The sequence below is a fragment of the Herbaspirillum sp. FG34 genome, assembly GCF_057809315.1.
The window spans coordinates 1-13982 of the sequence record NZ_JBMDJS010000034.1; the positions used below are offsets into that span (position 1 = coordinate 1).

Genomic DNA, 13982 nt, shown 5'->3' on the forward strand with positions numbered 1-13982 from the left:
CACCACGCCTTCTGGGGGCAACGCATCTCACAGATTGAATGTGAACAGGCCCTAGCATTTCAGGCGACCGCATAGGCCGCGTGTGCAGGCATGGCCTGATCCCTGACATGCGGGATATCCAGCTGCCGCAACTTGCGATACAGCGAGGCGCGGCACATGCCCAACTGGCGTGAGGCTGCGGAGATGTTCCAGCGGCTGCCGTTGAGGGCTTCGATGACGCGGGTGCGCTCATCGCGTCTGAGATCGGCAGCACCGCCCTGCCCCGGCGCCTCCAATGCCATGCGCGAGGCCGGACGATGCAGGGGCAACACCTGCGCCAGGCCGGCGGGCTGGAACTGCATCAACTCCTCCGGCAGGTCGCGCAGGGTGATGCGTCCCTCGTTCATGACGGCGCAGCTGTAACGGATCACGGCATGCAGCTGGCGCAGATTGCCCGGCCACGGATAGGCCAGCAGACGCTGCAGGACGGCGGGCTCGATCATGCTGTCCTGGACCGGACGGCCCAGCTCGTCGGCCATCATCTGCATCACCAGCGCACGCCGGTCGCTGCGTTCGCGCAAGGCGGGCAGGCGCAATACGCCACCGGCAACGCGGTAATACAGGTCTTCCCGGAAGCGGCCATCGGCGATCAGGGTTTTCAAGTCCTGGTGCGTGGCGCAGATCAGTTGTACGTCCACCGGCACCGGGCGTTGTGCGCCCAGGGGCATCACTTCGCGTTCGGAGAGCACGCGTAGCAGGCGCGTTTGCAGGGCAAAGGGCATGTCGCCGATTTCATCGAGGAAGAGCGTGCCGCCATCGGCCTGTTGCACCTTGCCCTTCATCCCGCCGGGCAGCGCACCGGAGAAGGCGCCCTTGCAGTAGCCGAACAGTTCGCTTTCGGCCAGGCTCTCGGGGATGGAGGCGCAATTGACGGCGATCCAGTTGGCGCGACGGCGTGCGCTGTAGTCATGCAGAGCACGGGAGAGATATTCCTTGCCGGTCCCGGTCTCGCCCAGGATGAGCACGGGGATGCCGCGATCGATGAGGCGCTTGCCGCGTTCGACCAGATCGCCCATCAGGTCGTCGCCAGCGGCGAGCTGATCGATGTCGCGATAACGCGGCGCATGAGGCGCGCAAGTCGAATGGGCTGTGCCAGCCGGGATGGAGCAAACGTCACGATCAGGCAAGGGCTGCGCTACCGGGGTGGTCGGCATGATGGTCTCCTGTCTTGGACTGCTTTTTTATCGAGCCGGCATCCGCAGAACCGGTTCTTTATGCGCGGGAACCTGCCTGGGGCGGTCCCGGAAACGTGTCGCAATGGCACGTCTGCGGCAAAGAATAGCCAGTCCGACTCATGACTTCCAATACAATGTACAGACAGAATCAATACCTTGAAGGTATCAAATGATCGAATTGAGACATCTTACCTATTTCCGCACCGTAGCAGAAACCCTGCATTTCGGCCGCGCGGCGGAACTGCTGCACATCTCGCAACCGCCGCTGACACGGCAGATTGCGGCACTGGAGAAGGAGTTGGGAGCGCAATTGTTCGACCGCAGCAAACGCGCCATCCAGCTGACGGCGGCGGGCAAATATTTTTATCGCGACACCACAGAAATTTTCAAGGCCCTGGAACGGGCCAAGCGCAACGTGGCCTCTTCCAGCACGGGTATGAGCGGGGCGCTGAAGGTGGGGTTCATGATGTCCTCGGCCTACAACATCCTGCCAGCGGTGACGCGCCATTATTCGGCGGCCTATCCGGAGGTGGACATGCGCCTGAGCGAATACGTGCCCAACCTGCTGGCCACTGACATTGAGGATGAGAAAATCGATGTGGGCATCATGTATCGCCCCGAGGATTGCCGCCGGCTCGACAGCCACACCATCTACGCCGAACCCTTGCTGGCGGTGCTGCCGCGTGGGCATCGCCTGGCGCACAAGCCTGAGATCTCGGCCGCCGAGCTGGCCGAGGATGCCTTCATCAGCATTCCGCGCCCGATTGCGCCGGTGGTGTATGACCTGATCCGGCAGCATTGCCAGCTGCATGGCTTCCGTCCGCGCATCGTGCTGGAGACCAACCTGCAGCAGACCATCGTCAACCTGGTCGGCGAAGGGCTGGGGGTGGCGCTGGTACCGACCTCGATGCAGGCCATGCACCTGGACACCACGGTCTTCAAGCCGCTCATCGGTGCGCCGACGGTGGAGGTGGCGGTGATCTGGAACCGCGAGAATACCAATCCCTGCATACGGACCTTTGCACAGACGGCGGTGGAGGTGTGGCAGGCAATGCAGTCGGTCAATCAGGGTGCGGGCGCGTAAGACGATGGATCAGGGCCTGCCCACGGGGGGCGTATCTGCAGCCCACTGCAAGGCATTCAAGGTGGCGTCCTGCTCGCCGCGCCAGTGTTCCATTGCGCTTTTTGCGCCGTCGGGATATTCCTTGCGATTGATCGCGTGCGTGGTCTCGGCCCAGCCTATGGGGGTGTTGCCGCGCGGTTCGTCGTAGGGATCGTCGGATTCGATACCGCTGACTCTGCTGACATAGTCTGGCCAGACGGGATCGCGGCAAGTCCAAAGGGCTATCAGGCGCAGGCAGGTCATGAACAGGATGAATGGCATCATCGTTATCCGATAAGCCGGACTGGCGCGCATCCCGAAGTCATACATGCAGAACAGGAAACTCTCCAGCATGTCCTCTTTTTCCTTGAAGAAAAGCAGTGGCTTGGGCAACTCTTCCGGACCGTGATTCATGTACCAGCACCAGTAGTTCCACTGCGACAGCAGGCCATCGAGGCATTCTTGCCCTTCCCATTTCCGGCCGATCGAAAAGGCACGGACAACGTTACCGTCTTCATCCACTTCGTAATGACGGATGTGATAGGTGTACTTGTGGTTGGCCGATCCTCTGTGAATGCAGAAGATGGCGTTTTCGTTCCAGGGGACTTCCCATGTGATGTCACCTTGGCCTGGCTTGGCAAAGAAACGGCGGCGGCGGATGGCGTAAATCTTTTTCTCTTTGCGGTTGAAGCGGATGGGCTTTCTGCTTAAGGAAAAGAATTCATCGTGCCCGAACTTCAGTGCGATATGGGAGAACAACCCGACGCTGAGAAAAACGACAAGCCAAGGGAGAATTAGAGTGATCACGAATTCTTCAGGTGGATGAAGCAGCATGAATGCGGCAAGCCATAAAAATGATAGGACTCCAAAGCAAGCGGCAAGGACCGCCCCTGATTGCCATTGTCTGTCTCTGAATGGCTGGTCTGTCACATCCATATAGGTAGAATTGATCCGAAAAATGGTACTGGTGTCTTGGCACTCTGGCCCAACTGGCTGATCAATAGGTAAGCGATGTTTCCAATCCCATTCGGGAATCGGCTTGCCGGCTTTGTATCGAAATACGCGTTCATCCATGTTTCATACGCCAATTGGGCGGAGCATCCTCGCTCCACAGCAACGCGTTGACAGCGGGATCCTTTTCTCCCAGCCATTCGTTCACCTCTTTTTGGGGATCATACGGATACTCGTTACGTTCTATGGCGAGCAGGGTGTCGCCCCACCCCACAGGAGTCGAGCGGCTTGGCTCATCATAGGGATCACCTGGCCGCACAACGCTGACTTTTTCAACAGCCGCAGGCCAGATCGGATCGCGACAGGTCCAAAGTGCCATCAAGCGATGACTGGTCAGAAGCAAGATGAAGGGCATCATTGCAATACGATACGCGGCACTGGCACTGGCACCGAAGTCATAGAGACAAAAAAGGAAGCTTTCCATAGCACTTTCGCGTTCGCAGAAAAACAAGGGAGGCTTGGGCAAATCCTCCGGCCCTCGATTCATATACCAACACCAATAATTCCATTGCGATAGCAGGCCCTGAAGATTTTCCTTCTGCTCCCATTTGCGACCAATCGCAAATGCACGGACGACGTTACCCTCTTCATCTACTTCGTAGTGACGGATGTGATAGGTATTCCTGTGGTTGGAATATCCGCGGTGAATGCAGAATATGGCGTTTTCATCCCAAGGGACTTCCCATGTGATATCGCCTTGGCCGGGCTTGGCAAAGAATCGACGACGCCGAATGGCGTAGATTTTTTTCTCTTTGCGATTGAAACGGATGGGACGGCGCTTAAGTGAAAAAAATTCGTCTCTTCCATGCCGGAAAGCGAAGTAGCCGAACAGAAACGTGATGACCAAGCAATATAGATCACCCAAAATTCCACCAGCATCTGGATACAGTACCCTCGTCAGGTAGTAGCTCCACATTCCCCCGACCACTCCCAAACAAGAGACCAGGACGCCTCCTGCAAGCCACTGTCGCTCTCTGAACGGCTGGTCTGTTACATCCATGAACGTTGAATTGATCCGGAAGATCGTACTCGTGTCCTTGCATTCGGGGCCAACCGGATTGTTGATGGATAAGCGATGCTTCAGATCCCATTCAGGAATGGGGCGACCAGCTTTAAATTGAAAGATACGTTCGTCCATGTCTAGGCCTCCACTGAGTCACGATATGCCTTCAACTGTCCTTCGAATGATCCGTATTTTTCTCCGAGACCAAATTCACAACGGGATATCCAAGTTTTTAGCGCGCTGTCGTTTACGAGCGCAATCGCTATCGACACCAAGAAAGACGAAACAAGAAATGGCCAGAAAATACCACCGATAGCGCTGTAGGCTGCGATGGAAATTCCAGCAGAAAGCGTTCCATTCGCTAGATACAACCAACCAAGTAGCTGTTTTTTTTCTCCAAATGCCACGCGAGCGCTAACGGCAATATCGAAAGCGCCCGCCAGGATGCCTGCCCCCATACCTGCCAGACGGGCCCCCTGGATGATCTTTCCCAGTTTCTTGTCGATAGCCCACTGTCCATAAATAAACGCTCCCGATGGATGCCCCACGGATTTCTGAACACTGGTCGCCACCGTTTCAACAAGCGTGGCAGTCAGGCTGACAGCCGCCAATGCTGCCTTGACCTGGGTCTCCCGTTCATTGAACTGGTCATTGTGGGCCAGATCATCCATCGCGAAGTTCAACGCCAGCATCTGCACGAGCGTGGTCGCCACCCCCAGCTTGAATTCGGCTGGCACCGCGGATCCCAGCCACTTCTGCGCCAGCGCGATATCGGGAATGGCGATACCCTTGATGCTCCCTGCGGCGATGCGCCCCTCCCGTTCCAAGCTGGCGATGTCGAGTTCATAGGCAATCATGCGCCGCCCCATTGCCGAACTCCTGACTGCTCCCTTGGCCTGGTGATAGGCATCACTCCTGGTCTGCTGCCGATTCGTCTTCAGTTCGATGCCTTGGGCTTTAGCCTGTTCAATCGCCCAGCGCGACACATCAGCAGCACTCATGTTGCTGGCCTTGATCGTCACTCCCGCCAGCAGATGCACGTGGATCATCGCCAGAGAATGCGCCACGCCCCGGCTGGCGTCATTGAGACGCTTGCCGATCACATTGGCCGTCGTCAGTGCAAGGCGGTCGATCAGCTGCGGTGCGTACGGGGTATCGTCAAGCCGGGCTACGGCCCCCTTGTAGAGATTGAGGATATTTTCGAACTGGATATCGCTGCCCTTGAGTTGCGACTCGGTGGCTGCAATCAGGTCTTCCTGGTTGTAGAGGAGCGCGCGTCCATACAGATTGGCCGGATCGGAGAGACTGCTCCGGGACAGCCAAAGCGCCAGCTGATCCTGACAAGCTTGCGACGCAACCGCCTTGCCGATACATTGCGCCAGCGACTCGCTGTAGGCGTGACCGCTGCGAATGTCGTTGACATCATGTACGCCCTCCATCCAGTTGGCCAGTTGCTCGCTCTTGAGCCATGCGACATGGGCTGTCACCAGCTTGAGAAAGCGGGGCTCGAATGCCTTCAATGCAGCGTCATAGATGGCGGGAAACGCTCTGAGCTTTTGTTGGTCCAGCGTCGGCTTGCCATCATCATGGGTCAATTCATGCCAGGCCTCATCTTCGGCCGCCTGTTGGCGCGCTGCCTGATCAGCGCCATATTTCTTGCGCTTCTCGCTCTGCTTGCGGGCGTAGCTTGCAGGGCCGCCAGCCTGGACGACGCGCCATACAGTCTTGAGGCTGCCATAAGTATCGCCGTCAGGATGGTTCTCCGCCATCTGCGCCACCTTGGCGTCAAACACGACAGCCTTGCGTGCTTCACGCCGTACCCCTTGTTCGGTCATCGCCAGCAGGTCGGCGATGGTCTTGGCCTGGTAGAGCTTTTCATCGAAACCGGCCGCAAGGCCCGGAACGCACAGTTCGCTCAGGTCATTGACGAGGCCCACCGGATCATTGATGGCGACCACGTAACCCTTGTGATGCGGGGCCTGGGCGGCCATGATGTCGGCCATCTTGCCAGCCCATGCGTGACGCTTGTTCTCCTCTGCCGGCGGCGTGTTGCTGAACGAAAAGGCCCGCGCCATCTCGCCCGTATCAGCGGCAAAATGAGCCACCTGTTCCTTGCAGGCGTTGAACTCTCCCGCATGCGGTGCCGTACCAGCCAGCATGGCCGCCACATCGATGCACTGCATGTGCTTCCTGCGCCAGCCCGTTTCGCTGACTTTCTTTTGCAAAGCCTTGGTCCAAGCCGTATTGGACCAGCCTATCCATAGCCGGGTAGCAGGATCGTGGGGCGTATGGGCGATGTCGACGCAATAAGCCCGTACGATTTCTCCGGGGTCCACGCAGGAGAAGGGTATGCGCCCCGGATGGGGAGGGTTGTATTCCAGCGGAAAATTCCACAGATGCCCGGTAGGCATCACGACGTAGGCCTTGAGCCGTGCGCGACACTCGTCGTAGGCATAGAGATAGCCGGGCCTTAAAGCCCGCAAGGTATAACGTGCTTCGCCGATCTGCCGGGGCGCGCCTTCGATTCTGAAATTGCCGGAAATCGCAGGCACAGCCTGCGCGCCATACGGACTGGCCACGGCATAGCGGACCGGATAGATCAGCAAGCCTTTTTTGTCGCAATAACTGCATGTCAACATCGCTGCGTTCCTGTTGAATCATCAGTCCCTCCGGCACTTGACCAGTACAGGCTGAAAAGAAAAACGCAGATGTTTGCATGACGACATGCTCACGTCTGTTGAAATACTACGAGAAATCCCAAGCATTTAGGGCCTGTTCACATTAAATTTGCGAGATGCGCAGATTTAATGTGAACAGGCCCTAATGTTGAGCACACGCAGTCGGCCAATATGCTCAGAAGAAAAAAACCCGGACGCTCTTGGACGCCCGGGCATCAAACCGCGGCAGGTCGGCTTCCACGCCCGCCTGTCCGTGGTCAACAAACAAATGTCGCACCCGGCGGCTCACCCCGCACAGCGCAGCGACAGGCCACCATCGACGATCATGTCCAGCCCCGTGATGTAGCGCGCGTTGTCGGAAGCGAGGAACAGCGCGGCATGCGCCACATCCCAGGCATCCCCCATGAAGCCCATCGGACACTGTGCATTGCGCCTGGCGCGCATCTCTTCGACATCGCCGCCATAGGAGGCCTTGAGCGGTTCGCGGATCATGGGCGTATCCATCATGCCGGGCAGCACGCAATTGGCGCGGATGCCCATGGGCGCATACTGCATCGCCACGTTCTTGGTGAAGGCGAGGATGGCCGCCTTGGTCGCGGTATAACCCAGGTAGGGAAAACCGATCCAGCGCAAGGCCGCCAGCGACGAGATATTGACGATGGCCCCCTTGCCCTGCCGCTCCATGATCGGCAGCACATGCTTGTGCGTCAGGAACAGGCTGGTCTGGTTGACCGCCACCAGCCGGTTCCAGCTCTCTTCACTGGTTTCCACCGGGCCGCCCACCTCGGCGATGCCCACATTGTTGTGCAGCACGTCGACCCGACCGAAATGATCCATGGCCGCCTCCGCCATGGCCTTCACATCAGCACTGCGCGAGACATCGGCGGCCAGCACTTCACACACGCCCCCCTCGCTGCGGATGATGTCCTGCGTCTGCATGGCGGCCTCGATGCTGCGGTCCACCGCCAGCACCCGCCCGCCCTCGCGCGCATACAGCACGGCGGCAGCCTTGCCATTGCCCCAGCCCGCGCCGACCGAACCGGCGCCGGTGACGATGATGGCCTTGCCTTGCATGAGCTTGTCCATGCACGTCCCCTCAGATTTCCAGTACGCCGCCGGCGACGAAGCCCCCATCGACCGGTATCACGTGGCCGGTGATATAGGCTGATTCTTCAGCGGCCAGATAACAGACGGCCGAGGCGATCTCATCGGTGGTGCCATAACGGCGCATGGGGACCAGGCGATAGTAGCTCTGGCGCGTCTGCTCCGAGTGCATGGCCTGGGTCATGGGCGTATCGACCGGACCGGGCGCAACGCTGTTGACGGTGATGCCGTATTGCGCCAGCTCGATGGCCATCTGGCGCGTCAGTCCGATGACGGCGGCCTTGGAGGTGCCATAGGCGGTGCGCCCGGCGCCCGCACGAATGCCCGAGATGGACGAGATATTGACGATGCGTCCCCATCCTTGCCTGAGCATCAGACGCGCGGCCTGCTGGCCTGCCAGCAGCACGCCGGTGACGTTGACGTTCATGGTCTGCAACCAGTTCTCCAGCGGATAGTCGAGGAAGGAATAGGTGCGTGCCACGCCGGCATTGTTGACCAGCACGTCGCAGCGTCCATAGTCCTTCTCGATGTGGGCGAAGGCCTGCGCAATCGACTCGGGGCTGCCGAGATCCATTTGCAGCGGGGCCGCCCGATGGCCGGCGGCCACCAGTGCGTCGGCGGTCTGGGTGGCCGCCTCCAGGTTGATGTCAGCGACCAGGACGATGTGCCCTTTGGCCGCCAGTTGTTGCGAAATGCTGGCGCCGATGCCCATGGCTCCGCCCGTCACGAGCGCCACGCGGGCGCCGCTCTCATTGCGATTCATATTGTCTCCGTGGATTGGGACGGCCCCGCAAGGAGGTGGGGCCGCCGTTTTTAATTAGGGCAGGTCAATCATGGAAGCTTCCCGATCGCTCGCACGACTGGTGAGGGGATCAGAGGAAACCGATGGAAATCCAGGGCACGAAGGCCACCACCAGAAGCGCCACCACCAGCGCGGCCAGATAGCCCCAGACCCGGTTGAAGACGCCGTCCGGCGACACCTTGCCGATGGCGCAGGCGGCATAGAAGCCCACACCGAAGGGCGGTGCGAACAGGCCGATGCCCATGGACAGGATCACCACCATCGCGTAGTGCACGTCATGCACCCCCAGCGAACGTGCCACCGGGAACAGCAGCGGCCCGAACAGCACGATGGCGGGAATGCCTTCCAGCAAACTGCCCAGCACGATGAAGATGACGATGGTGATCAAGAGGAACCCGACCCCGCCTCCCGGCACGCCCTGCATCAGACCCACCAACTTGGCCGAGAAGCCCGACTGCGTGAGCGCCCAGGCCATCGCGGTAGCCATGCCGATGATGAGCAGGATCGCACCCGACAAGGCGGCGGACTCGACCAGCATCGGATAGAGACGCCTGAAGTTCAGGTGCTTCATGAACAGGTGCATGATCAGCCCGACCACTACCGTATAGGCCACGCCGATGGTGGCCACTTCGGTGGCCGTGGCGACCCCCTCGATGACGGCCACGCGGATCAACATGGGCAGCGCCAGCGCCGGCAGCGCGGTGATCAGGGTCTTGAGGATGAGCGAGACCGGGGCGCGCTTGACATCCGGCATCGGCTCGCGGCGCGCACGCATCCAGCACACCACGGCGATGGCGATGGTGGCGATGGCCGCCGGCATGAGGCCACCGATGAACAGTGCCGTGATCGATACGCTGCAGACCGCGCCGATGGTGATCAACACCAGGCTGGGCGGAATGGTCTCGGTCATGGCGCCGGAGGACGAGAGCAGCGCCACCAGTTCTTCCGGCTTGGAGCCGCGCTTCTTCATCTCGGGGAACAGCGCCGGAGCAATGGCCGCCATGTCCGCCGCCTTGGAACCGGAAATGCCGGAGACCAGAAACATCGCGCCCAGCAGCACGTATTGCAGGCCGCCGCGCACGTGGCCCAGCAGCGCGGCCATGAAGTCGATCAGGGTCTTGGCCAGGCCCGACATTTCCAGCAACGACCCGAGCAGCACGAACAGCGGCACCGACAACAGGATCAGGCTGGACATGCCTTCGTCCATGCGGCTGACCACGATCATCAGCGGTGCCGTCGTGGCCAGCGCCAGGTACGCCATGGTGGCCGTGCCGAAGGCAAAGGCAATGGGGATGCCGCCGGCCACGCATACACCGATGAGCAACACGAAGAACACGATCAGGTTGTAATTGCCCATGCCCAGCAGCATGGGCTTGGCCAGCCACAGTGCGCCACCGATCACGGCCACCACGGCCAGCGCCGACAGCAGCAGGCGCATCGTGGTCATGGCCGCCATGCGCGAGACCGCCGCCAGCAGCATCAGGATGGCGCCAACCGGCAAGGCTGCCGCACGAAGGCCGTCGGGAATTTCCAGGGCCGGTGTGGTGATGGGCATCTGTTCCACCGCGTGGTCCACGGCGGGATGGATCACCATCAGCACGAAGATGCAGACCACCAGCGCGGCCACCGTTTCCAGCCAGATGCGGCCCTTCTCGGAACATTTGTTGATGATGGCGGTGAGTCGCATGTGCTCGCCGCGATCCAGCGCCAGCACCGCGCCCAGCATCGACAACCAGATGAAGAGAATCGAGGCCAGTTCATCGGACCATACCAGGGGATCATGCAGGGCATAGCGGTAGATCACGCCCGTGAGCAGCACCACGGTCTCGGCCAGCACCAGGGCCGCCGCCACCGCGCCGACCACGTGCATCACCATGCGATTGAATGCGACCAGGGCGCGCGCTGCCGGGTTCATGTTGACCGGGGCGCGGTAAGTCATTGCAGCTTCCATCATCAAGCTCCAGCGAAATGGATTCAGGGCGACAGGGACAGCATCGACGATGCCGCCCCCATCGCACCGGGGCTCATGCCTTCACGAGCCCCGGCGAACGGGCCGTTCAGGCCAGCTTGCCGGTGTACTTCTCCAGCAGGGCCCAGGGCTCGTCGCCGAACTTCTTCTTCCACTCGGCATAGAAGCCGGCCGCGCGCAGCTTGGCGCGGAAGGAATCGGCATCGGCATTGTTGAAGGCCAAGCCTTTGCCCTTCATTTCGTCGACCAGCGAATCATTGAGCTTGCGCACGTCGACGCGCTGGTTCATGCCGGCTTCGTTGATGACGCGCGCCATCATCTCCTGCAGATCCTTGGGCAGACGTTCGAAGGATTTCTTGTTGCCCAGGAACCAGAAACCATCCCACATGTGGTTGGTGATGGAGCAGTACTTCTGTACTTCGTAGAGCTTGGCGGTGGAGATGATGGCCATGGGGTTTTCCTGGCCTTCCACGATCTTGGTCTGCAGGGCCGAATAGACTTCGGCGAAGTTGATCGAGGTCGGCGCCGCATCGAAGGCCTTGAACATCGAGGTCCACAGCGGGCTCGGCGGTACCCGCAGTTTCATGCCCTTGAGGTCGTCGGCGGTCTTGATGGGCTTGGTGCTGTTGGTGATCTGGCGATAGCCGTTGTCCCAGATCTTCTCGAAGGCGAACAGCGTGGAGCGGGCTTCGATCTGCTTGCGTACGTGTGCGCCCAGTTCGCCATCCATGGCGGGCCAGACCTGGCTGTAATCCTTGAAGGCAAAACCGATGCCGGAAATCTGCGCAGCAGGCACCAGCGTACCCAGAATCAGCGGCGAGAGCGTGAAGAAATCAATGGCACCGGCACGCACCTGCGAGAGCATGTCGGTGTCGGTACCCAGCTGGTTGTTGGGGTAAAGCTGCAGTTCGATGCGGCCCTTGGATTGTTCCGCGATGGCGGCGGCCATTTCCTTGGCGCGCGCATTCATCGGGTGAGTGACCGGCAGATTGTTGGCGTACTTGAAGGTGAACTCGGCCGCATGGGCCGACGTCGATACCAGGCCGGTAGCGGCAGCCGCCGAAGCGACCGAGGCGGTCTTCAAAAAATGGCGGCGCGTGAACTTGCCAGTGGATTGTTCCATCTGCTTGTCTCCTGTTTGTCTGTTTGTAATTTTGAACATTGCTGAATCCGGCACGACCACACAGGGCCGCCAGATCGGGCGTGCAGCTCCCTGTGCCGGGTGGTCAACACTGCCTGTGCAGCGATAGAGCAAGTTGGATGCCAAGCCCCCCGATGCTCCCGCGGCGGCGTGGCAGTGTTCCCTCCTCATCGGCACTGCGCCTGTATTCTCTGCGATAAGGGCGGCCCAGTACAAGCACGCAATCACGCTGGCCAACATTTATTTGTACGCATCCTTGCTGCGACACCTGTCGCAGGACTGTCGCTACAGTGTCGCAACCGTCGACACCTGTGCATGCTGCCCACCGGCAACAAACGCTTCTGCCTCGCTGCTGCAGCGCAATGATTTACGTTAACGTAAAGTACGTGCTATCTTCATGCGGTCGGTGGAGGCTGCCCTGTCCGCTCCGGTTTTTCCCGCATGTCGGGAATGAGAGGGAGGGCCTGACGGACACCTCAGCCCCCATCAACATCAACAACAAAGCGAGACCCGGCGCGGCTTTGCGCCGGACCGCCCAGGAGACGGGCAAGATGCAGGCCGGCGCATGGCAGCGGTTTGGCCGGCAACGGTTGTGCGATGCCCAGGCCAGGGATGCTCGACACCGGCTGCATGCGGTGAGGCGAGCGGTCCTGCGCGTGGCACCGATTTTGCATATTGCCCCTGTGTGTAACAACGGAGCGCCCCTGCTCCATCGACCCCGTCCAAGACGGAAACAAGGACACCCCATGACTGTTTCTGCATCCTCACCCTGCATCACCGGCTGGAACCATTCGCAATTCGGCAAGCTCGACGGCATCGATCCGGAAGTGCTGATCGGCCAGGTCGCCAAGGCCGCCATCGAGCACGCGGGACTGCAACCGGAAGACATCGATTCGATCCACTTCGGCACCTTCAATGCCGGTTTCCTGTACCAGGACTTTCCTTCCTCGCTGGTCATGAACACGCTGCCGCAACTGCGCTTCAAGCCGGCCACACGCCTGGAGAATGCCTGCGCCACCGGATCGGCGGCCATCCATTCGGGCCTGCAGGCGATCAAGGCCGGGCAATCGAAGCACGTGCTGGTGATCGGCTTCGAGAAGATGACCGAGCTGGCCACACCGCAGGTGGGCGAGGTGCTGCTCAAGGCCTGCTACGCCAAGGAAGAAGCGGGCATCCCGGGCGGTTTTGCGGGCGTCTTCGGCAAGATCGCGCAGAGCTACTTTGACCGCTTCGGCGACCAGTCCGACGCGCTGGCGCAGATCGCGGCCAAGAATCACAAGAACGGCATGGTCAATCCCTACGCCCACATGCGCAAGGATTTCGGCTTCGAGTTCTGCCGCACGGTCTCCGAGAAAAATCCCTTCGTGGCCGGACCGCTCAAGCGCACCGACTGCTCGCTCATTTCCGATGGTGCCGCCGCCCTGGTCATCAGCGCCGCCGATGTGGCCAGGTCCATGCCGCGTGCCGTGCAGTTCCGGGCAGCGGTGCATGTCAATGATTTCCTGCCGCTGTCGCGTCGCGACCCGACCCGCTTCGAGGCCGCCGAGCTGGCCTGGAAGAAGGCGCTGGGTGAGGCCAGCCTGAGCCTCAATGATCTGTCGCTGGTGGAAACGCACGACTGCTTCACCGTGGCCGAGTTGCTGGAATACGAAGCCATGGGCCTGGCCCCGCACGGCCAGGGCGCGCGCGTGATTGCCGAAGGCATCACCGCCAAGGATGGCAAGCTGCCGGTCAATCCCTCGGGCGGGCTGAAGTCCAAGGGCCATCCGGTCGGCGCTACCGGGGTGTCGATGCACGTGATGGCAGCCATGCAGGCGTCCCATGATGCGGGTGACATGCAGATTGCCAATGCGCGCTATGCCGGTGTGTTCAACATGGGCGGTGCGGCCGTGGCCAACTATGTGAGCATTCTGGAGCGTGTGAACTAAAAGCGCATGTAATGCGCCGGCGCGGCGTGC

10 protein-coding genes are annotated in these 13982 nt (G+C 60.4%); 2 read left to right on the plus strand and 8 right to left on the minus strand.

Going from position 1 to position 13982, the window contains the following annotated elements:
* Window positions 1-59 precede the first annotated feature (59 nt).
* Window positions 60-1193 (minus strand): sigma-54-dependent Fis family transcriptional regulator, encoded by a 1134-nt coding sequence (locus ACODSZ_RS22650; RefSeq protein ID WP_175345143.1) that lies wholly within the window; start codon window positions 1191-1193, stop codon window positions 60-62.
* A 190-nt stretch (window positions 1194-1383) separates the two neighbouring features.
* On the opposite strand from ACODSZ_RS22650, the gene ACODSZ_RS22655 reads away from it, so the two are divergent.
* Window positions 1384-2298: a LysR family transcriptional regulator gene (locus ACODSZ_RS22655; RefSeq protein WP_175345144.1), complete on the plus strand. Its 915-nt coding sequence runs from the start codon at window positions 1384-1386 to the stop codon at window positions 2296-2298.
* A 9-nt stretch (window positions 2299-2307) separates the two neighbouring features.
* On the opposite strand, the gene ACODSZ_RS22660 is transcribed toward ACODSZ_RS22655, so the two are convergent.
* From ACODSZ_RS22660 to ACODSZ_RS22690, 7 genes are all read right to left on the minus strand, one after another.
* Entirely contained in the window at window positions 2308-3390 is a 1083-nt protein-coding gene (locus ACODSZ_RS22660; RefSeq protein WP_488928586.1) for a DUF6708 domain-containing protein, read from the minus strand.
* The gene (locus ACODSZ_RS22665; protein WP_488928587.1) at window positions 3383-4465 is read right to left on the minus strand and encodes a DUF6708 domain-containing protein; all 1083 of its coding nucleotides are present in this window, start codon (window positions 4463-4465) and stop codon (window positions 3383-3385) included. Before ACODSZ_RS22665 ends, ACODSZ_RS22660 begins: the two co-directional genes overlap by 8 nt.
* A 2-nt stretch (window positions 4466-4467) precedes the next feature.
* Window positions 4468-6969, minus strand: a complete 2502-nt coding sequence (locus ACODSZ_RS22670) for a T6SS effector BTH_I2691 family protein (protein ID WP_488928588.1) — start codon at window positions 6967-6969, stop codon at window positions 4468-4470.
* A 324-nt stretch (window positions 6970-7293) separates the two neighbouring features.
* Window positions 7294-8094, minus strand: coding sequence for an SDR family NAD(P)-dependent oxidoreductase (locus tag ACODSZ_RS22675; protein WP_008331835.1), 801 nt, complete (start codon window positions 8092-8094; stop codon window positions 7294-7296).
* A gap of 10 nt (window positions 8095-8104) precedes the next feature.
* A complete protein-coding gene (locus ACODSZ_RS22680) occupies window positions 8105-8875 on the minus strand; it encodes an SDR family NAD(P)-dependent oxidoreductase (protein WP_008331842.1) in 771 nt (256 codons plus the stop codon).
* A gap of 109 nt (window positions 8876-8984) precedes the next feature.
* On the minus strand, window positions 8985-10868 hold the full coding sequence (locus tag ACODSZ_RS22685; RefSeq protein ID WP_008331844.1) for a TRAP transporter large permease: 1884 nt from the start codon (window positions 10866-10868) through the stop codon (window positions 8985-8987).
* A gap of 103 nt (window positions 10869-10971) precedes the next feature.
* Complete coding sequence (locus ACODSZ_RS22690) at window positions 10972-12006, minus strand: TRAP transporter substrate-binding protein (RefSeq protein WP_034350964.1); 1035 nt, start codon at window positions 12004-12006, stop codon at window positions 10972-10974.
* Between the two features lie 764 nt (window positions 12007-12770).
* Here ACODSZ_RS22690 and ACODSZ_RS22695 point away from each other — a divergent pair.
* Complete coding sequence (locus ACODSZ_RS22695) at window positions 12771-13952, plus strand: acetyl-CoA acetyltransferase (protein ID WP_008331847.1); 1182 nt, start codon at window positions 12771-12773, stop codon at window positions 13950-13952.
* The last annotated feature ends 30 nt before the right edge of the window (window positions 13953-13982 follow it).

Coding starts and splice junctions, on each gene's coding strand:
- ACODSZ_RS22690 (WP_034350964.1), bottom strand. CDS start 12,006: ATGGAACAATCCACTGGCAAGTTCACGCGCCGCCATTTTTTGAAGACC.
- ACODSZ_RS22685 (WP_008331844.1), bottom strand. CDS start 10,868: ATGATGGAAGCTGCAATGACTTACCGCGCCCCGGTCAACATGAACCCG.
- ACODSZ_RS22675 (WP_008331835.1), bottom strand. CDS start 8,094: ATGGACAAGCTCATGCAAGGCAAGGCCATCATCGTCACCGGCGCCGGT.
- ACODSZ_RS22665 (WP_488928587.1), bottom strand. CDS start 4,465: ATGGACGAACGTATCTTTCAATTTAAAGCTGGTCGCCCCATTCCTGAA.
- ACODSZ_RS22680 (WP_008331842.1), bottom strand. CDS start 8,875: ATGAATCGCAATGAGAGCGGCGCCCGCGTGGCGCTCGTGACGGGCGGA.
- ACODSZ_RS22660 (WP_488928586.1), bottom strand. CDS start 3,390: ATGGATGAACGCGTATTTCGATACAAAGCCGGCAAGCCGATTCCCGAA.
- ACODSZ_RS22695 (WP_008331847.1), top strand. CDS start 12,771: ATGACTGTTTCTGCATCCTCACCCTGCATCACCGGCTGGAACCATTCG.
- ACODSZ_RS22655 (WP_175345144.1), top strand. CDS start 1,384: ATGATCGAATTGAGACATCTTACCTATTTCCGCACCGTAGCAGAAACC.
- ACODSZ_RS22670 (WP_488928588.1), bottom strand. CDS start 6,969: ATGTTGACATGCAGTTATTGCGACAAAAAAGGCTTGCTGATCTATCCG.
- ACODSZ_RS22650 (WP_175345143.1), bottom strand. CDS start 1,193: ATGCCGACCACCCCGGTAGCGCAGCCCTTGCCTGATCGTGACGTTTGC.